The organism is Bradyrhizobium sp. AUGA SZCCT0222 (genome assembly GCF_018130205.1).
Classification (GTDB): Bacteria; Pseudomonadota; Alphaproteobacteria; order Rhizobiales; family Xanthobacteraceae; genus Bradyrhizobium.
The window spans coordinates 184,441-201,866 of sequence record NZ_JAFCLX010000011.1; the positions used below are offsets into that span (position 1 = coordinate 184,441).

19 protein-coding genes are annotated in these 17,426 nt (G+C 64.1%); 13 read left to right on the plus strand and 6 right to left on the minus strand.

Going from position 1 to position 17,426, the window contains the following annotated elements; translation table 11 throughout:
- Nucleotides 1-292 precede the first annotated feature (292 nt).
- From JQ629_RS37885 to JQ629_RS12785, 3 genes are all read left to right on the plus strand, one after another.
- Complete coding sequence (locus JQ629_RS37885) at nucleotides 293-820, plus strand: pentapeptide repeat-containing protein (protein ID WP_502752855.1); 528 nt, start codon at nucleotides 293-295, stop codon at nucleotides 818-820.
- 195 nt (nucleotides 821-1,015) lie between these two features.
- Entirely contained in the window at nucleotides 1,016-1,621 is a 606-nt protein-coding gene (locus JQ629_RS12780; protein WP_212412969.1) for a TetR/AcrR family transcriptional regulator, read from the plus strand.
- Nucleotides 1,618-2,082 (plus strand): PaaI family thioesterase, encoded by a 465-nt coding sequence (locus tag JQ629_RS12785; protein WP_212412970.1) that lies wholly within the window; start codon nucleotides 1,618-1,620, stop codon nucleotides 2,080-2,082. The genes JQ629_RS12780 and JQ629_RS12785 overlap by 4 nt, the downstream gene beginning before the upstream one ends.
- A gap of 53 nt (nucleotides 2,083-2,135) precedes the next feature.
- Here JQ629_RS12785 and rplI read toward each other — a convergent pair whose 3' ends face one another.
- The 4 genes from rplI to rpsF all read right to left on the minus strand — a co-directional run bounded on the left by rplI (nucleotide 2,136) and on the right by rpsF (nucleotide 4,595).
- Nucleotides 2,136-2,735 carry a 50S ribosomal protein L9 gene (rplI, locus tag JQ629_RS12790; protein WP_212388584.1) on the minus strand — a complete coding sequence of 200 codons (600 nt, stop codon included), beginning with the start codon at nucleotides 2,733-2,735 and terminating at the stop codon, nucleotides 2,136-2,138.
- A 52-nt stretch (nucleotides 2,736-2,787) separates the two neighbouring features.
- Nucleotides 2,788-3,759 carry a hypothetical protein gene (locus JQ629_RS12795; RefSeq protein WP_212412971.1) on the minus strand — a complete coding sequence of 324 codons (972 nt, stop codon included), beginning with the start codon at nucleotides 3,757-3,759 and terminating at the stop codon, nucleotides 2,788-2,790.
- Between the two features lie 123 nt (nucleotides 3,760-3,882).
- On the minus strand, nucleotides 3,883-4,122 hold the full coding sequence (rpsR, locus tag JQ629_RS12800) for a 30S ribosomal protein S18 (RefSeq protein ID WP_002711478.1): 240 nt from the start codon (nucleotides 4,120-4,122) through the stop codon (nucleotides 3,883-3,885).
- Between the two features lie 5 nt (nucleotides 4,123-4,127).
- Nucleotides 4,128-4,595 (minus strand): 30S ribosomal protein S6, encoded by a 468-nt coding sequence (rpsF, locus tag JQ629_RS12805; RefSeq protein ID WP_192740693.1) that lies wholly within the window; start codon nucleotides 4,593-4,595, stop codon nucleotides 4,128-4,130.
- A 329-nt stretch (nucleotides 4,596-4,924) separates the two neighbouring features.
- On the opposite strand from rpsF, the gene JQ629_RS12810 reads away from it, so the two are divergent.
- Nucleotides 4,925-5,656, plus strand: coding sequence for a TetR/AcrR family transcriptional regulator C-terminal domain-containing protein (locus JQ629_RS12810; RefSeq protein WP_212412972.1), 732 nt, complete (start codon nucleotides 4,925-4,927; stop codon nucleotides 5,654-5,656).
- Entirely contained in the window at nucleotides 5,653-6,678 is a 1,026-nt protein-coding gene (locus JQ629_RS12815; protein ID WP_212412973.1) for a fatty acid desaturase family protein, read from the plus strand. Before JQ629_RS12810 ends, JQ629_RS12815 begins: the two co-directional genes overlap by 4 nt.
- On the opposite strand, the gene JQ629_RS12820 is transcribed toward JQ629_RS12815, so the two are convergent.
- Complete coding sequence (locus JQ629_RS12820) at nucleotides 6,675-7,913, minus strand: MFS transporter (RefSeq protein WP_349631256.1); 1,239 nt, start codon at nucleotides 7,911-7,913, stop codon at nucleotides 6,675-6,677. The genes JQ629_RS12815 and JQ629_RS12820 overlap by 4 nt on opposite strands.
- Before the next feature lie 365 nt (nucleotides 7,914-8,278).
- Here JQ629_RS12820 and fabD point away from each other — a divergent pair, with 365 nt between their 5' ends.
- The 7 genes from fabD (at nucleotide 8,279) to gmk (ending at nucleotide 14,944) form a co-directional block, all read left to right on the plus strand.
- A complete protein-coding gene (gene fabD, locus JQ629_RS12825; RefSeq protein ID WP_212412974.1) occupies nucleotides 8,279-9,232 on the plus strand; it encodes an ACP S-malonyltransferase in 954 nt (317 codons plus the stop codon).
- A 23-nt stretch (nucleotides 9,233-9,255) separates the two neighbouring features.
- Nucleotides 9,256-9,993: a 3-oxoacyl-[acyl-carrier-protein] reductase gene (gene fabG / locus JQ629_RS12830; RefSeq protein WP_212264801.1), complete on the plus strand. Its 738-nt coding sequence runs from the start codon at nucleotides 9,256-9,258 to the stop codon at nucleotides 9,991-9,993.
- Nucleotides 9,994-10,298: 305 nt separating this feature from the next.
- Complete coding sequence (locus JQ629_RS12835) at nucleotides 10,299-10,538, plus strand: acyl carrier protein (protein ID WP_006020277.1); 240 nt, start codon at nucleotides 10,299-10,301, stop codon at nucleotides 10,536-10,538.
- A 97-nt stretch (nucleotides 10,539-10,635) separates the two neighbouring features.
- Nucleotides 10,636-11,901, plus strand: coding sequence for a beta-ketoacyl-ACP synthase II (gene fabF / locus JQ629_RS12840; protein WP_212412975.1), 1,266 nt, complete (start codon nucleotides 10,636-10,638; stop codon nucleotides 11,899-11,901).
- A gap of 126 nt (nucleotides 11,902-12,027) precedes the next feature.
- Nucleotides 12,028-13,314, plus strand: coding sequence for an endolytic transglycosylase MltG (gene mltG, locus JQ629_RS12845; protein ID WP_212412976.1), 1,287 nt, complete (start codon nucleotides 12,028-12,030; stop codon nucleotides 13,312-13,314).
- Between the two features lie 85 nt (nucleotides 13,315-13,399).
- Nucleotides 13,400-14,287 (plus strand): YicC/YloC family endoribonuclease, encoded by an 888-nt coding sequence (locus JQ629_RS12850; protein WP_212412977.1) that lies wholly within the window; start codon nucleotides 13,400-13,402, stop codon nucleotides 14,285-14,287.
- Between the two features lie 3 nt (nucleotides 14,288-14,290).
- Nucleotides 14,291-14,944 (plus strand): guanylate kinase, encoded by a 654-nt coding sequence (gene gmk / locus JQ629_RS12855; RefSeq protein ID WP_212412978.1) that lies wholly within the window; start codon nucleotides 14,291-14,293, stop codon nucleotides 14,942-14,944.
- Between the two features lie 53 nt (nucleotides 14,945-14,997).
- Here the strand turns inward: gmk and JQ629_RS12860 are convergent, their stop codons facing one another.
- Nucleotides 14,998-16,044: a hypothetical protein gene (locus JQ629_RS12860; RefSeq protein ID WP_212412979.1), complete on the minus strand. Its 1,047-nt coding sequence runs from the start codon at nucleotides 16,042-16,044 to the stop codon at nucleotides 14,998-15,000.
- A gap of 268 nt (nucleotides 16,045-16,312) precedes the next feature.
- Between JQ629_RS12860 and JQ629_RS12865 the strand changes: the two genes are divergently transcribed.
- A complete protein-coding gene (locus tag JQ629_RS12865) occupies nucleotides 16,313-17,395 on the plus strand; it encodes an IS630 family transposase (protein ID WP_212412980.1) in 1,083 nt (360 codons plus the stop codon).
- Nucleotides 17,396-17,426 lie beyond the last annotated feature (31 nt).

A 17,426-nucleotide genomic window follows, 5' to 3' on the forward strand; every position in this document is an offset into this window, starting at 1 on the left:
CACTACACCACCAGCAGCGAGATGGCCGGGGTGCTCGCCTCGTTCCTGATATCGAACGGCGCGGCCGACGCACGATTTCAGAGCAAGGATCAGACGAAGACCGATGCGGCAAAGGGCGCCAAGCAAGAGGCTGCCAAGCCGGATCAGCCCGACCGGTTCGGCCGCCGGCAACATCCCGCCGCGACGCAAGAGGCGTCCCGGCCCGACGCCGACGGGCTGACGCCGCAAAGCCCCGGACGCGACGGCAAGCGACGGCCGGGCCAGCAGCAGCCCGATGCCGCCAGGCCCGCCGATGGCCAGACGCCGCAGGCCGCGACCGACAGCAAAACGGGCGCCAAGCAGAAGCTCGGCAAGCGCGGCAAGCCTGCCGAAGAGCCGCCGAAACCGGACGAGGCGGCCAAGGAAGAAGCCAAGCGCGAAACCGCCAAGGTGGATCCCGGCGAAAAGCCTGAAGCCGCCAAGCCGGCGGGCGAGGGCATTTCTGACTCGGGCAAGTCTGACTCGAGCAAGTCTGACTCGAGCAAGCCTGAAACGGGCAAACCTGAAGCAGGCAAGTCTGAAGCAGGCAAGTCTGAAGCAGGGAAGCCTGAATCAGGAAAGTCCGAGACCGCCAAGGTCGATGCGCCCAGGGAAACCGGCGGCAGCGAACCAACGCCGCTGCGGCCTGATCCAGTCCCGCCGGTCACGCCCGCGCCGGCGGCCGCCGCACCGACCCCCAGCGGTACATCAGAACCAGCCGCGATCCCGAGAGAGCCAGCCGCCATCCCGAGCCCGTCGGCGCCCGCCGCAGCAACTGCACCGGCCACTCCGCCCGAGGTGACGGCATCTGCGCCGCCTCCACCGCCGGTTGCTCCGGCGGGGCCGCCCGCACCGCCCATTTCCCAGTAACGCCGCGTTCCAACAACGCACGCCGATAACGTTCGCGACGGAAAGCTCGCACGACGGACTTGCTCAATCATTCCTAGAGCAATACTCTAGAGCAGCGATCTAAGAAAAATGCGAGGGTTGGCGTGTGGTGACCACGGCGCGAGAGGATTTGCTGGCGGCGGGATTGGCGGTGTTCGACCGCGACGGCTTTGAGGGCGCAACCGTGGCCGCCATTCGAACCCGCGCGCGGGCGTCGAACGGCAGCTTCTTCCATTTCTTCGGATCAAAGAAGGAACTGGCCGGCACGCTGTTCCTGGAAATTCTCGGCCGCTATCACGCTGCCGTGCTCGCTGCGATCGACGAATCCTGCGGCGCCAGGCAAGGCGTGGCGCAGCTGATCCATGCGCATCTGGACTGGGTTGTGAACAACCGCCGCGAGGCGCGCTATCTGTTCGAGATTTCGCGCAGCGAATGGACCGAAGAAATCCGTGGTGCGCAGCGCGCGCAGAATTCGCGTCTCGCCGAGGCCGTCGAGCGCTGGCGCGCGCCGCTGATCGCGCGCGGCGAATTGCTGCCGATGACGGCGACCTTGTTCTTCAGCCAGATCATCGGACCTGCGCAGATATTCTGTCGCGCGTGGTTGTCGGGCCGCGACCGCGCCGATCCCAGGGACCAGACCGACATCCTGATCGCCTGCGCCACCCGCGCGGTGGTCGCCATTGATGCCGACCACAGAACAGGAGAGACCCCATGATCGCCAATACCGATCCGGAGTTCGCGCCGATCGCCACGCGCATCCGCGACAATGTCGGTCGCCAGGGCTTTATGACCCATATCGGCGCGGAGCTGTCCGAACTGACGCGCGGGTCGTGCACGCTCGCGGTCGACCGCCGGCCGGAGCTGTTGCAACAGCACGGCCTGTTCCATGGCGGCGTCACCGCGTTCCTGGTCGACAATTCGACCACCATCGCGGCTGCGACCTCGCGCGGCCAGGCGGCGCTCACGGCTGAATATAAGTTGAATCTGTTGTCGCCGGCGGTGGGCGAGCGGCTGATCTGCCGGGCGCGGGTGATCAAGCCCGGACGTCAGGTCGCGGTGGTTGCGGCCGATGTCTATTGCCTCACCGACGGCGTCGAAAAGCACACCGCAACGGCGCTGGCCTCGATCGCGATGCTCGACGAGAAAGCGGCGGCACGAATCCCAAGCCCGGCCTGATCGGCCGGGCTTGGTTCTCACATAAACAGAGGCGCGATAAAGAGAAGCGCGCGTTACTTCTCGGTCGCAGCCGGTGCCGGCGCTTCGTCGTCGTGCTGGGCTTCCGGATCGAAGAACTCGCCGGCGGCGGCCAGCGCCTCGGCGGCGGCGTCCTGATCTTCCTGACGGCTCGAGATGTCCTCGCCGCGGTTGATGCGCTCGGCTTCATCGGCGCTGCGTGCAACCGTGACGCTGACGCTGACTTCGACTTCGGGGTGCACGGCGATCGCGATCGAGTGCTTGCCGATGGTCTTGATCGGCGCGTCCAGCATGACCTGGCTGCGGCTGATGGTGACGCCGTCGGCTTCGAAGGAAGCGATGATGTCGCGCACGCTGACCGAACCGAACAATTGGCCGGTTTCGGAGGCCTGGCGCAGCACGACCACGTTGCGGTCGTTGATCTTCTCCGCGACCTTGGTCGCTTCGCCCTTGGCCTTGAGGTTGTTGGCCTCGAGTTCGGCCTTCATGCCGTCGAACTTGGAGCGATTGTCCGCGGTGGCGCGCAGCGCCTTGCCGCGCTTGAGCAGAAAGTTGCGGGCAAATCCGTCCCTGACTTTGACGACTTCGCCCATCTGGCCGAGCTTGGCGACGCGTTCCAGCAAAATGACTTCCATATTCGTTCTCCTTTTGAAGTGGTGATGTGGTTCGAGTGGATGGGTGGAATGGTTACGCTGCAGGCACCGGCGGCGGTCTGCCGCGCATAAAGCGTTGGCGAAATCCGAAGACGGCGTCGGCGAGGCCAAGCACGACCATCGCCAGTACCGGCCAGCCGAACACCACGACGACGGCGTAGGCGCAGGACAGCCAGAACGCGCGGCCGTTCAGCGCCAGTGTCAGCGTGTGCAGCACGGCAAAGCCGGTGATGGCGTAAGCCATCAGCAGTGCTGTCGCTGTGATCTGCGCGAACAATGCGGGAAGCCCGCCGACGAAACAGAACGCCAGTGCGACCGACAACGCGACCAGCGTCATCGGCGGTAATTCGGCGGCCTTCAAATCCGGCCACGGCCGGTGCAGGCGGCCGGAGGTCGCGGTGATTTTGCCGGCGAGCCAGAGATTGAGGGTCAGCGTCATCATGGCGACGATCGCGGCCGCCGGCGGCGCGATGATTGCGAGCGCGCTAACCCACCGCTCGGTGTCGCCTGATGGCGCGGCATTGCGGGGCGTCAGAATTCGCAGCAGGCCGCGTTTCAGTGCCGCCGTAATCGCATCGGCGTCGCTGCCGAGCGTCAGCATGGCGGTGATCGTGGTCAGCATGGCAAAGCCTGCAATCCACAGCAGAATGCGGCCGACCGGATACCATTCCATGGCAGGCGCGGCAGGCGACGCGCCATTGCCTGCTTCCTCGGCGGGCAGCGGCCGTCCGAGCAGCGCGAGATGGCCGAGCCACCAGGCGGGCAGGGCGACGGTGACGACAAAGGCGATGCAGTAGGGCAGGCCGAACATCAGCCCGAGGCCCGAAGCCGCGGCGATGCCGCCGATCGTTGCCGCAAGCGGTCCCCATCCAAGGGCGGCCACCATCAGCGGCAGCGGGGCCAGATAGAACAACAGCAATGAGATCAACGCGCCCGAGATGATCGAGGCGAACATCAGCGCCGACGCAGAGCCGGCCGCAAGCGCAATGAGTATGATCACGATCATCAGCTGTCCCGCTCCCTTCGAGCGGTTAGAGGTCTTTGGACCCCAACCATCGGCGACCGGACGACCCGGAAGCCTTATGAAAAGTCGCGATCGGCGGCACGGATGCCGCCGATCGAAATCGTCTTAGCGAATAACGTAGGGCAAGAGGCCGAGGAACCGCGAGCGCTTGATGGCGCGGGCGAGTTCACGCTGCTTCTTGGCGGAGACGGCGGTGATGCGGCTCGGCACGATCTTGCCGCGCTCGGAAACGTAACGCATCAGCAGCTTGGAATCCTTGTAGTCGATCTTCGGCGCGTTCGGACCCGTGAACGGGCAGGTCTTGCGGCGGCGGAAAAACGGACGGCGTGCACCAGCTTCAGCCATGATTCTTACTCCTCTACCGCTGCGTCTTCATCGCGCGGACGGCGCGGCCCGCGGTCGCCACGGAAGCCACCGCCTTCGCGATCGCCACGGAAACCGCCTTCGCGGTCACCCCGGAAACCACCGCCACGGTCGTCGCGTTCGCGATCGCGATCGGCCTTGCGCATCATGGCAGAGGGACCTTCCTCGTGCTCTTCGACGCGGACGGTGAGATAGCGGATGACGTCTTCGCTGATCCGCTCCTGCCGCTCGATCTCGGTGACCGCAGCGGAGGGCGCATCGATGTTCATCAGCACGAAATGTGCTTTGCGATTCTTGTTCATGCGATAGGTGAGGGAGCGCACGCCCCAGTTCTCGGTCTTGGTGATCTTGCCGCCGAGCCCTTCGACGATGCCCGTCATCTGGGTGGTCAGCTCTTCGACCTGCTGGGTGCTCGCATCCTGACGCGCGAGAAAAACATGCTCATAAAGAGGCATGGGTGTCCTTTCCTGTGTTGGCGCGGTTCCCGGCGGCAAGCCCTTCGAGACCTTCGGAAAGGACTCGATAATGCTCAGAAGGCGGAAGCACGGGACGACGGGCCAACTGGCCCTGCCACATCAACATCGCCGAAAGGTGAGATTGCTGAGACCGTCCGTTCAGCTCCCGGCCGGGATCCACGGATGCGCGGTTTATAGAGATTTTGAGCCCGCTGGCAAGCGTTGATGCGGGATTTTGGCCCGGTTGATGCCATGGCCGACCTCCGCCTCCAAGGGCCCAATTGACATATTTGTTTGTATATCATACAAATAAAAGACGAGAGGGCAAAATGGCTCCCAAAATGGTTTCCGAGTCCGTCGAAACCGCTCAGGCACTGGCCGGCGACCCCAAGCACGCCGTCCGCGCCACGCGTTCCGCCGGACGCCAGATGCGTTCCCGCCTGCTGGATGGCGCCAGCCGCCTGTTCAAAGAGCGTGGCCTTTCCGGCACCTCGATCTCGGATATCGCTGCCGCTGCCGACGCGTTTCCGAGCCAGATCACCTATTATTTCCGCACCAAGGAAGCGCTGTTCGTCGAGGCCGCCTGCCGCGACATGCTCTATGTCGCCCGTGCGGCCGAGCAGGCGGCGTTGTCGGCGCACACGCCGCGCGACTACACGCGCGCGCTGGTCGAGAGCGTGACATCAACGGATTCGGTCGCCTTCTTTGCCGAGGCTCTGACGCTGACGCGCCGCCGCCAGGATCTCGCGCCGCTGGTGGAGCGCACCATCGAACGGCTGCACGGCGAGGGCCTGCGCGCCTATTCGAACCAGATCGAACGGCATGGCTGGACCACGCTGCGCGATCCCGACGCGACCTCGCGGCGATTCTGGGCGGTCGCGATCGGCGTGATGGTCGAGGGCTATGCCATGGGCCGTTCGGCCGAAGAATTATCCGCAGAGATGCTGCGCGTGCTGGGCGAGCAGGCGACGACGACATCGACCGGCGACGGCGGCCGCCTGCGCCTCGTCGGCAATCCCACATCAGCTTCAGATTCACCCGAAGGGGAGACATCGTCATGACCGCGCTTCGCATGCGTGCCCGTGATTTCCTGTCCGAGGATGAATTGATCGCCGTGCGCCGGCGCTCGACCTGGAAAGGCGTTGCCCTGATCGTTCATGCCTGGGTATTGATCATTGGCTCGATCGCGCTGGTGGCCTGGTGGCCCAATCCGCTGACCTTTCTGCTGGCGGTCGGCATCATCGGCTCGCGCCAGCTCGGGCTCGCGATCCTGATGCATGACGGCGCCCATGGCTGCCTTTCGCCCGACGAGAAAACCAATCTGACCCTGGGCCAGTGGTTCTGCGCCTATCCGGTCTTTGCCGAGACCCGCGCCTATCGCCGCTATCATCTGCAGCATCATGCGCGCACCCAGCAGGACGACGATCCCGATCTCATCCTGTCGGCGCCGTTTCCGATTACGACGATGAGCTATCGCCGCAAATTCCTGCGCGATATCACCGGGCAGACCGGCTATCAGCAGCGCAAGGCGCAATTGCTCAACGCGCTGGGACCTCGCGAATGGCCGCTGACGCAGCGCGTAGCGCATTTCTGGGAAAAGCTCGGCCCGCAATTCGCGGTCAATGCGGTGATGTTCGCAGGCCTTGCCGCTGCCGGCGTGTGGTGGGCCTATCCGCTGTTATGGCTGCTGCCGCTCTTCACCTGGCAGATGGTGATCACCCGCATCCGCAATATCGCCGAGCATGCCGTGGTGCCCGACAGCAGCGATCCCTTGCGCAATACCCGCACCACGCATGCCGGCTTTCTCGAGCGGCTGTTCATTGCGCCCTATTACGTGAACTATCATCTCGAGCATCATCTGCTGTTCTACGTGCCCTGCTACAACCTGCCGCGCGTCCACAGCATTCTCAGCCAAAGCCGGCATGCCGACCGCATGGAGGTGCAGCCGAACTATGCTGCGGTGCTGCGCCTAGCGACCGCAAAGCCGAACCAGCAGGATCGTCCGGGCCAGCTTGTGAGCAGCGCGCGTCGTGCGCGGGCCGGGGCGGAGGTCGGCGGCGATCAGAAGGCCGGCGGCTTCTAGCCGCCGCTAACGCGTGTTCGGCCGGCTTGCTCATTGGCGCGGCGAAACAGCACGAACAGAAACGCCAACAGCACCGCGGCCGACAGGCCGAGCGACCAGTGAATGCCGATCGCCGCGCCGAACAGGCCCACGGTGATGCCGCTGAAGGCCCGCATGCCGAGCCCGGCCATGTTGAACAGGCCGACGACGCGGCCGCGAATGTCGGCGGGGGCATTCAACTGCACCATGGTCTGCGCCATCGTGTTGAACGACAGTTCGAAGAATCCTGCGGCGAACAGCAGCGCGATCGCCAGCGAATAGATCCCGACCGACGCGAACGCGAGCAGCGACAACGCCCATAGAATGGCAAGGACGATGGCCGTCTGAGGCGTCGCTCTGAGCCGCCCCCACGCTTCCAGCGCGATGCCCGCAAGCAGCGCGCCGGCGGCGTCGGCGGCCAGCAGCACGCTGTAGGCCACGCCGGGGTCGCCGTGGCCGAGATCGATGGCAAAGCCCGGCATCTGGGCGTGATAGGCGTTGCCGATCATGAAGGAGGTCAGCCCGGCGAGCAGCGTCATCGAGATCAGGACAGGGTAGGTGCCGATGACGCGGATGGTCTGCACGATGTCGGCAAGGCCGCGGACGGCGAGGCGCTTTGCCACTGCGCCCTGGGCGCTGATCGGCGCCCAGAACAGCCAGAGCAGCATTGGGAGATAGAACAGCGTGTTGAGAATGATGCCGTGGGATGGGCCGAGTGCCAGCATGATCACGCCGCCCGCGGCCGGACCGACCAGGATTCCCAGATAGCGCGCCATTGCGTTCAGCCGCACCGCGCTCGGCAGGTCGGCGGGGCCGACGATATCGTAAAGCAGCAGCTGGTTCGGCGTCTGCCACAGCACGCCGGCGCAGCCGTGGATGACCAGGAGCAGCATCGCGTGCCACATTTGCAGCGTGTCGGTGATGAAGAAAATTCCCCATCCCGCCGACGCCACGATGAAGAGCAGCATGCCGCACTGAATGATGCGGCGTGGATCGAACCGGTCAGCGAGACCGCCGACGGCGACGGAAAACAACAGAAAGGGCAGCCAGTGCGACAGCACCGCAAAGCCCGCCAGCGCCGGCGAATGGAATTTCTGGAACACCACCCAGTAGCTGATCACGTGCTCGACATTGTCAGCCATCATGGCCAGCACGTAAGCGATGAACTGGGCCCGATAGGGCTGCGACTTCATGGCCGCGAACGAGCTGGACGCCACGGGTTTCGCAGAAGGTTCAGGACTCAAGAGATCACCTGGGTAAGACTTATGGGCAGGACTTATGAGCACGACTTATGAGCAGGACTTGGCCGGGCTCGGCGATTGCGGGGCTTGCGCGGCATCCGTTTCCGCTCGCGCCGTTACACGCTTGTTACAGGGCGCTCAAGGCAGCAGGAACTGCTCCGGTGCCGAAATAGCTGGGTTGATCGATATCTGCGATGATGCCGGCAAGCGCCGCGGCGAGGTTCCGGGCGGCGTAACCAATTTTGCACCGCGATTGCTTGTGCGATGCACGCTCCGTCCGGCTTGACAGGGCGGCGAAAGCCGGTGTCTTACGGCTGCACTTGAAGGAGTTTTCAGTCAAAATGACCGCAGCATTCACCTTTCCGGGCCAGGGGTCGCAGGCCGTGGGCATGGGCAAGGCCCTGGCGGACGCCTTTCCGGCCGCGCGGGCGGTATTCGACGAGGTCGATGCGGCGCTCGGCGAAAAGCTGACCGCGATCATCTGGGAGGGGCCTGCCGAAACCCTCCAGCTCACCGAAAATGCCCAGCCGGCGCTGATGGCAGTGTCTATCGCGACCTTGCGCGTGCTGGAGACCGAGGCCGGCTTCTCGGTCGGGCGGGATGCGGCATTCGTGGCCGGTCACTCGCTCGGCGAATATTCGGCGCTGGCCGCGGCCGGCAGCCTCAGCCTCAGCGATACCGCGCGCCTGTTGCGCACCCGCGGCCTTGCGATGCAAAAGGCCGTGCCGGTCGGCGTCGGCGCCATGGCCGCGCTGCTGGGTCTGGACTACGAGGCGGCGGTGGCTGTCGCGGCTGAAGCGGCGCAAGGCCAGGTCTGCCAGGCCGCCAATGACAATGGCGGCGGGCAGGTGGTGGTCTCCGGCGACAAGGCCGCGGTCGAACGCGCGCTTGAAATTGCAAAGACCAAGGGCGCCAAGCGCGCGATGCTGCTGCCGGTGTCCGCGCCGTTCCATTGCAAGCTGATGCAGCCCGCGGCCGACGCCATGGCGAAGGCGCTGGCCGATGTGACGATCAAGGCGCCGGCTTCGCCGCTGGTGTCGAACGTGCTGGCCGCGCCGATCACGGATCCCGATGAGATCAGGCGCCGCCTGATCGAGCAGGTCACCGGCACCGTGCGCTGGCGCGAGTCGGTCGCCTATATGGCGGGCCACGGTGTCACGCGGTTTTTCGAGATCGGCGCCGGCAAGGTGCTGAGCGGGCTGGTCAAGCGCATCGCCGACGGTGCCGTTGGCGTTTCCGTCGGCGGGCCCGGCGATATTGCCACCGCCAAGGACGCATTGGCGGCTTCGAAGTAAGCTTGCCGAACAAGGAGATTTCGATGTTCGATTTGACGGGCAGGACGGCGCTGGTGACCGGCGCGACCGGCGGTATTGGCAACGCCATCGCGCAGGCACTGCATGCGCAGGGCGCGACGGTGGCGATTTCGGGCACGCGCCGCGAGGTGCTGGATGCCTTCGCCACCAAGCTCGGCGAGCGCGTTCACGTGCTGCCGTGCAATCTTTCCGACAGCGCGGAAGTCGAGGCCCTGGTGCCCGCGGCGGAAGCGGCGATGGGGCAGGTCGATATCCTGATCGCCAACGCAGGCATCACCCGCGACAACCTGTTCGTGCAATTGCGCGACGAGGATTGGGACGACGTCATCAACGTCAACCTGACGGCGACGTTCCGCCTGGCGCGCGCCGCGACCAAATTGATGATGCGCAAGCGGTTCGGCCGTATCATTGCCATCACCTCGATCGTCGGTGTGACCGGCAATCCCGGACAGGCCAATTACACCGCGTCGAAGGCGGGAATCATCGGCCTGATCAAGACGCTGGGCGCCGAGTACGCCAAGCGCAACGTGACCGCCAATTGCATCGCGCCCGGATTCATCAAGACACCGATGACGGATGCGCTCAACGACAAGCAGCGCGAGACCATCCTGTCGAAGGTTCCTGCAGCACGGCTGGGAACGCCCGAGGACATCGCCGCGGCGGCGGTTTATCTCAGTTCGAACGAGGCGGCTTACGTCACCGGGCAAACCATCCACGTCAACGGCGGAATGGCCATGATTTGAGCCGGTTAACGGCCCGATCGATGCGATCAAAGGCGGTTTCGGGGGGCCGGGCGAGGGCTTGTAGTCAACGGTAGGGAAGTATGATAACCGAACCACCGACGGATGGGCAAACAAGGCCATTGCAGGATTTTGAAACCCTGTATATTGGCGTGGCGACGCCTGCCGTTCGCCGGGCCTTTATCGGCTACCACCGTGCCGAATCAAGACTATGCGCGATTGCGAAGGAAGTTTAACGACCACGATGGCTCGTATCGTCTTGCGGTATCTTGGGGTCGGGTCCAATGGAACAAGCACGAGGTTGAACGATGAGTGAGATTGGCGAGCGGGTTAAGAAGATTGTGGTCGAGCACCTCGGTGTTGAACCCGAGAAGGTGGTCGATGCGGCAAGTTTCATCGATGACCTTGGCGCTGACAGCCTCGACACCGTCGAGCTTGTGATGGCATTTGAAGAAGAGTTCGGTTGCGAGATTCCCGACGACGCCGCGGAAACGATTTTGACCGTCGGCGACGCGACAAAATTTCTCGAAAAGAACGCGAAAAGCTGACGCCCCCGCGCGGTGCGCATAGAGCCGGACGGGCCGTTGTCGAACGGTCCCCCGGTTTCTTGTTATGGACCGCCAGTTTCGGGCCGGAGTTTTTGATATGAGGCGGGTTGTCGTCACGGGGCTGGGCATGGTTACGCCACTCGGCTGCGGCGTTGACGCAACGTGGACGCGTATCCTCGCTGGCCGGAGTGGCGCCAGGCGAATCGAGACCTTCGAAGTTGCCGATCTCTCCAGCCAGATCGCCTGCGTGATTCCACGCGGCGACGGGAGCGGCGGCACCTTCAATCCGGACCAGTGGATGGAGCCAAAGGACCAGCGCAAGGTCGATGATTTCATCATCTTTGCGATGGCCGCCGCGCGCCAGGCGCTCGACGACGCCGATTGGCATCCCGAGAGCGAAGAAGACAAATGCGCGACCGGCACCCTGATCGGGTCCGGAATCGGCGGCCTGTCCGGCATCGCCGATACCGCGCTGCTGCTCAAGGAGCGCGGGCCGCGCAAGGTCTCGCCGTTCTTCATTCCAGGGCGGCTGATCAATCTCGCTTCCGGCTACGTCTCGATCGAGCATGGCCTCAAGGGACCTAACCATTCCGTCGTCACCGCATGTTCGACCGGCGCGCACGCGATCGGCGACGCCAGCCGCCTGATCGCGCTCGGCGATGCCGAGGTGATGGTGGCGGGCGGAACCGAATCGCCGATCTGCCGGCTGGCGATGGCGGGCTTCTGCGCGGCGCGCGCGCTCTCGACCGCCTTCAACGACACGCCGGAACGGGCTTCGCGTCCCTACGACAAGGATCGCGACGGCTTCGTGATGGGCGAGGGCGCCGGCATCGTGGTGCTCGAGGAATATGAGCACGCCAAAAAGCGCGGCGCGAAAATCTACGCCGAGGTGATCGGCTACGGCCTGTCCGGCGACGCCTATCACATCACCTCGCCGGCGCCGGACGGCGATGGTGCCTTCCGCAGCATGAGTGCGGCGTTGAAGCGCGCTGGAATCAGCGCTTCCGATATCGACTACATCAACGCGCACGGCACCTCGACGCAGATCGGCGACGAGATCGAGCTCGGCGCGGTGGAGCGGTTGCTCGGCAATGCAACGTCCAAGGTGTCGATGTCATCGACCAAGTCGTCGACCGGGCATCTGCTCGGCGCGGCCGGCGCGATCGAGGCGATTTTCAGCATCCTTGCGATTCGCGACAACATCGCCCCGCCCACCATCAATCTGGAAAATCCGTCGGTGGAGACGGCGATCGATCTCGTGCCTCAAACGGCGCGCGAACGCGAGATCAATGTCGCGCTGTCGAATTCTTTCGGTTTCGGGGGTACCAACGCCTCCGTCATCGTTCGGCGCGTAGTTAGTTAGCAAGTGTTTAGAGCGACTCCACCGTTTTGCCGTATTCGGCGATGACTCCTAGGCGTGGGCGTATGCTATTGGCCGGGCAGGGGTTTGTCAGGCCACGATTGAACCGGCAGGATTCAGGTTGCATCGATGAGTGAAAGGCCGCCCATTTCCCCCCGGAGCCCGCGCGCTGCGCTGGAGCCCGAGCAGGTACCGCCGCCGCCGAAGCGGTCCGAGCGTGCCCGCAATCCGTTTGTCGTGATCGGCAATGCCATCATCACCATTTTGATCATTTTGATGATCGGCGCGGGCACGGCGTATTATTACGGCCGCCAGCTTTTGGAGACGCCGGGTCCGCTGCAGGAAGACAAGATCGTCAATATTCCGGCACGCGCCGGCAAAAGGGACATCGCCGACGCGCTGCAGCGCGAGGGCGTGATCAACGTCAATCCGTGGCTGTTCATCGGCAGCGTGTTTGCGCTGAAGGCGAGTTCCGATCTCAAGCCAGGCGAATATTCGTTCCAGAAGCGCGCCAGCCTGCGCGATGTCATCGCCACCATCGTCGAAGGCAAGGTGGTGCAGCATGGCGTCACCATTCCCGAAGGCCTGACCTCCGAGCAGATCGTGGCGCGCCTCACCGACAACGACCTGTTCTCGGGCTCGCTGAAGGAAATGCCGCGCGAGGGCACGCTGTTGCCGGAAACCTATAAATTCCCGCGCGGCACCAGCCGCGAACAAGTGGTCCAGCGCATGCAGCAGACCCAGAAGCGGGTGCTTGCGGAAATCTGGGAACGCCGCAATCCGGACATTCCGGTCAGGTCGCCGGAGGCGTTGATTACGCTTGCCTCGATCGTCGAGAAGGAAACCGGCCGGGCCGACGAGCGCAGCCGGGTCGCCGCTGTCTTCACCAACCGGCTGCGACAGAAGATGAAGCTGCAGTCCGATCCGACCATCATCTACGGGCTGGTGGGCGGCAAGGGTACGCTGGGCCGGCCGATCAAGCGCTCCGAGATCACCCAGCCGTCGCCCTACAACACCTATGTGATCGAGGGCTTGCCGCCGGGCCCGATCGCCAATCCCGGCCGCGCCTCGCTTGAGGCGGTCGCCAACCCGGCGCGGACCCGCGACCTGTTCTTCGTCGCCGATGGTAGCGGCGGACATACCTTTACCGAAACCTACGACCAGCACCAGAAGAACGTCGCCAAGCTGCGGGTGCTGGAAAAGCAGATCCAGAACGACACGGTCGAACCGGCCGAAGAGGCCGCAGTTCCTGCAGCGGCAGGCGCGCCGGCGGCCGACACCAACCCGACGGCGACGACGCCGAGGCCAACGGGGACGAAGAGACAGCCCGCACGTCCGGCGGCGCCTGCGGCTGCCCCCGGCGCCCGCCAGGGCGCGGCGCAATCGACCACCACGGCGCCGGTGGTTCAGCGCTAAGTCAATTCCATCAGGCGTGAATTCGTTTTAAGCTCGCGCCGCACCCCGAGTCTCGCATCTCCCTGTTTTCGGAAAGTTTTACGCGATGGCGCTATCGAGCATGACCGGTTTTGCCCGGAGCAACGGCGCCAGCGGTCCGTACACGTTCGAATGGGAACTGAAGTCGGTCAACGCCAAGGGCTTTGACCTGCGGTTGCGGCTGCCGCCCGGATGGGACGAACTCGAGGCTTTCGCCAAGAAGCGCGCCGGCGAGGTGCTGTCGCGGGGCACGGTCTACGCCAATCTCAACGTCAAGCGTGCCAACGCGGTCTCGACCATCCGCATCAATGAGGACGTGCTCAACTCGATCGTAAAGGTGGCGGGTGTGCTCGCCGGCAAGATCGACGCGGTGGCGCCCAGCATCGACGGTCTGCTCGGCATCAAGGGCGTCATCGAGATGGTCGAACCCGAAAGCGATGAGGCCGAAGACAAGGCGGCCAAGGACGCCGCGGCGCTGGCCTTCGAGCAGGCGCTGGCCAATCTGGTCGAGATGCGCCGCCGCGAGGGCGTCACGCTCGGGCAGATTCTCAACCAGCGCATGGATGAGATCGACAATCTCGCGAAGAGGGCCGAGGCCGCGCCCGGCCGCAAGCCCGAGGCGATCAGGGCGCGTTTGGCCGAACAGGTCGCGGCGCTGCTGGAAACGTCAGATCGTTTCGATCCTGACCGGCTCAATCAGGAAGCGATCATGATCGCGGCCAGGGCCGACATCCGCGAGGAGCTCGACCGCATCGCCTCCCACATCGCCCAGGCCCGCGAGATGATCGGCAAGGGCGGCCCGGTGGGGCGCCGGCTGGATTTTCTCGCCCAGGAGTTCAACCGCGAGGTCAACACCTGCTGCTCGAAATCGAACGATCTGGAGTTGACCAATACCGGGCTCGAGATGAAAAACGTGGTGGAGCAGTTCCGCGAGCAGGTCCAGAATCTGGAGTGAGCGATGACGGCTGGTGGTTTCGACGGGGTTGAGCGGCGCGGACTGATGTTCGTGCTGTCCTCGCCATCCGGCGCGGGCAAGACCACGCTGTCGCGGATGCTGATCGACAAGATGCCTGGTCTAAAGATGTCGGTGTCGGCGACCACGCGGCCGATGCGGCCGGGAGAGGTCGACGGGCGCGACTATTTCTTCGTCGACAAACCGAAATTCGAAGCAATGGCCAAGAATGGCGAATTGCTCGAATGGGCCACCGTGTTCGACAATCGCTATGGAACGCCGCGCGCGCCGGTCGAGGCCGCGCTGTCGGCCGGGCAGGACGTGCTGTTCGATATCGACTGGCAGGGCACGCAACAATTGCGCGAGAAAGCCCGCGCCGACGTGGTCAGCGTGTTCATCCTGCCGCCGTCGGCTGCCGACCTTGAAAAGCGCCTGCACACCCGCGCCCAGGATTCAGACGAGGTCATTCGCGGTAGGATGAACCGCGCCACCCACGAACTGAGCCATTGGGCGGAATACGACTACATCGTCATCAACCAGGACGTCGAACATGCCTTCGCCGAGGTGCAGTCGATCCTCAAGGCCGAGCGGCTCAAGCGCGAGCGCCGCACCGGACTGACGGAATTCGTTCGCGGCCTGCAGCGCCAGCTCGAAAAATAATCCCGACTGCGATCGCAGGCCTGGTCCGTGCCGGGGTTACGCTAAGCCCGGCCTTACGTATGCGCACTGCGCGCCAATCGCGACAGCATCTCCGTTACCCGCCGCTCCGGATCGTCGGGCGCGCGCGGATCGCGGGGAACGTCGCGGGGAGTATTGCTGCGCCAGATCGGCGTCTCGTCCGGGAACATCGATGGCGACGTCCGTTCGGTCGGGATCGAGTCCCAGATCGCACGGCGATCACCGCGCGCTTCCAGCGGGATCGCCTGTGCGCGGCCGAACCGGTAAACCAGACTTGCCGTGATGCCTGCCAGCGCCAGCGCACCGGCCATCACCAGCAGCAGCATCTGCATCGATGCCGACCGTCTTTCCTGCGATGAATCCGCGGCAGCGAGCGCGACCGGCGCGATGGCGGGCTGCGGCGCCGCTGCGGGATTGGTTTGAAGGCTCTGGGTTTGAAGGTTCTGGGTTTGAAGGTTCTGGGTCTGGAGGCTTTGGGTCTGCGGGTTTTGAGTCTGCAGGCTCTGCGCTGGCTCGGCCGCGGCAAGGCGCGGTCCGCTCGAGGGGCTGACGCCCGAAGATTCCGGCCAGCGCGACGCGACGGACGATGGCGGCGGCGAGTCCGGTGCGGCCGCAATTTGGCTATTTGCGATTCTAGCAGCGGGCACGGCACCCGCGCTCTGCGGCTCGATCAAATCCTCGACGCGTGCTTGCGGCGCGGTCAGTTCGGCGCGGGCGTTGGCGATCGATTTGCGCGTATTGATGCTCTGCTGCGGCGAAACGGGATTGGGCGCCTCCGCCGATGCGGAATCCGATGCTGCAGGCGTGGATGAAGATTCCTTCGGCGCGGCGCGCGCGGTCTTGTTCTTCGCTTCGCCGATGTACCAGCAATTGCGTTTGGTGGCGTGATCGACGCGGTAATACCAATGACCGCCTGCCGGCAAAGGCCCTTTTGGACCCTTCAGGCAGGTGTCCGCCGTTTTCGCGTTGTTCTCCTTGGCGGCATCTTGCTTGGCGGCATCCTGCGCAACGGCGGCGAAACTGGTTCCCGCCAAAATGCCGGCGAAGATCGCCGAGATGAATTTTGCTGAACGGTGTGACATGGCCATCCCCGATGGTGATACGCAACGCTTACGCGACGCTTACGATTCAAGTTTTCGTTAAAGACTTGGGTCGTAATGGGCCGCAATTCCGGAGCGGGTGGGGCATAATTGGGGCTCGCTGGCCGCATCTGAGAGGCGGGTGGGAGCCTAGAGCCTTTTCCGTTCCGATGGAATCGGAACGGGGCTCTAGTGTCCCGAATCTGAAGTTCAGCGGACTCCAAATCGACTCGAAGATGGCGGACTCTCCGCATTTTGGGGAGGATTGGCTATGGGTCGACGCTTTGCTCCGCTGGAACTGAATGAGGTGGAACTCACTGAGTTGAGGTCGTTGGCCTCGCGCCGAAGCACGGCCCAAGGCTTGGCGCTGCGGGCTCGGATCATCCTGGCCTGCGCTGAAGGCGAACAAAGCAAGGTGGTTGCGGCCCGCCTGGGTATTGATCAGGACACGGTCGGCAAGTGGCGCCGGCGCTTCGCCGAGCATCGGCTCGAAGGTCTTTGGGATGAGCCGCGATCGGGAACGCCGCGCACGATCGAGGACGCCCGGATCGAAGCGGTAATTGCCCGCACCCTTAAGACAAAGCCGCCCGACGCTACCCACTGGAGTTCGCGGGGTATGGCGCGGGCCAGTGGGCTATCCGTCTCAACAGTCCAGCGGATATGGCGCGCCTTCGGCCTGCAGCCGCATCGGCTGGAGACCTTCAAACTCTCAACCGACCGCGACTTCGTCGCCAAGGTGCGTGACGTCGTCGGCCTCTACGTGGCTCCACCCGAGCGTGCCATCGTGCTGTGCGTCGACGAGAAGTCACAGATCCAGGCGCTGGACCGCAGCCAACCCATGTTCCCGATGCGACCTGGTCAGGCGGCGCGACGCAGTCACGACTACAAGCGACATGGCGTCACCTCGTTGTTTGCCGCCCTCGACATCGCAACCGGCCGGGTCATCGGCAAGTGCTATGGACGCCATCGCGCCAAAGAGTTCCGCAAATTTCTCGATGAGATCGAAGCCGTTGTTCCGGACGATTTGGACGTTCATCTCGTCATGGACAATTACGCAACCCACAAGACGCTACTGATCCGCAACTGGCTGGCAAAGAGGCCGCGTTGGCACGTGCATCTGACGCCGACAAGTTCGTCATGGCTCAATCAGGTCGAACGCTTCTTTGCCCTCATCACAGAGCGCAAGATCAGGCGCGGCATTTATCGCAGCGTGGCGGCGTTACGTGCCGAGATTACGTCCTTCATCGACCATCACAACGCAGACCCAAGGCCGTTCCATTGGACCAAATCAGCCGACGACATTCTCCGCTCAATCGAACGCTTCTGCGCTTACAACTCGCCTGCGAAGGTCTAAAATGCCCCGAACTTTTGGTTCAGGACACTAG

Coding starts and splice junctions, on each gene's coding strand:
- JQ629_RS12815 (WP_212412973.1), top strand. CDS start 5,653: ATGACCGCGCTTCGCATGCGTGCCCGTGATTTCCTGTCCGAGGATGAA.
- mltG (WP_212412976.1), top strand. CDS start 12,028: ATGAGTGAAAGGCCGCCCATTTCCCCCCGGAGCCCGCGCGCTGCGCTG.
- JQ629_RS12810 (WP_212412972.1), top strand. CDS start 4,925: ATGGCTCCCAAAATGGTTTCCGAGTCCGTCGAAACCGCTCAGGCACTG.
- fabG (WP_212264801.1), top strand. CDS start 9,256: ATGTTCGATTTGACGGGCAGGACGGCGCTGGTGACCGGCGCGACCGGC.
- rplI (WP_212388584.1), bottom strand. CDS start 2,735: ATGGAAGTCATTTTGCTGGAACGCGTCGCCAAGCTCGGCCAGATGGGC.
- fabD (WP_212412974.1), top strand. CDS start 8,279: ATGACCGCAGCATTCACCTTTCCGGGCCAGGGGTCGCAGGCCGTGGGC.
- rpsR (WP_002711478.1), bottom strand. CDS start 4,122: ATGGCTGAAGCTGGTGCACGCCGTCCGTTTTTCCGCCGCCGCAAGACC.
- JQ629_RS12865 (WP_212412980.1), top strand. CDS start 16,313: ATGGGTCGACGCTTTGCTCCGCTGGAACTGAATGAGGTGGAACTCACT.
- JQ629_RS12850 (WP_212412977.1), top strand. CDS start 13,400: ATGGCGCTATCGAGCATGACCGGTTTTGCCCGGAGCAACGGCGCCAGC.
- gmk (WP_212412978.1), top strand. CDS start 14,291: ATGACGGCTGGTGGTTTCGACGGGGTTGAGCGGCGCGGACTGATGTTC.
- JQ629_RS12785 (WP_212412970.1), top strand. CDS start 1,618: ATGATCGCCAATACCGATCCGGAGTTCGCGCCGATCGCCACGCGCATC.
- JQ629_RS12860 (WP_212412979.1), bottom strand. CDS start 16,044: ATGTCACACCGTTCAGCAAAATTCATCTCGGCGATCTTCGCCGGCATT.
- JQ629_RS37885 (WP_502752855.1), top strand. CDS start 293: ATGGCCAGACGCCGCAGGCCGCGACCGACAGCAAAACGGGCGCCAAGC.
- rpsF (WP_192740693.1), bottom strand. CDS start 4,595: ATGCCTCTTTATGAGCATGTTTTTCTCGCGCGTCAGGATGCGAGCACC.
- JQ629_RS12835 (WP_006020277.1), top strand. CDS start 10,299: ATGAGTGAGATTGGCGAGCGGGTTAAGAAGATTGTGGTCGAGCACCTC.
- JQ629_RS12795 (WP_212412971.1), bottom strand. CDS start 3,759: ATGATCGTGATCATACTCATTGCGCTTGCGGCCGGCTCTGCGTCGGCG.
- fabF (WP_212412975.1), top strand. CDS start 10,636: ATGAGGCGGGTTGTCGTCACGGGGCTGGGCATGGTTACGCCACTCGGC.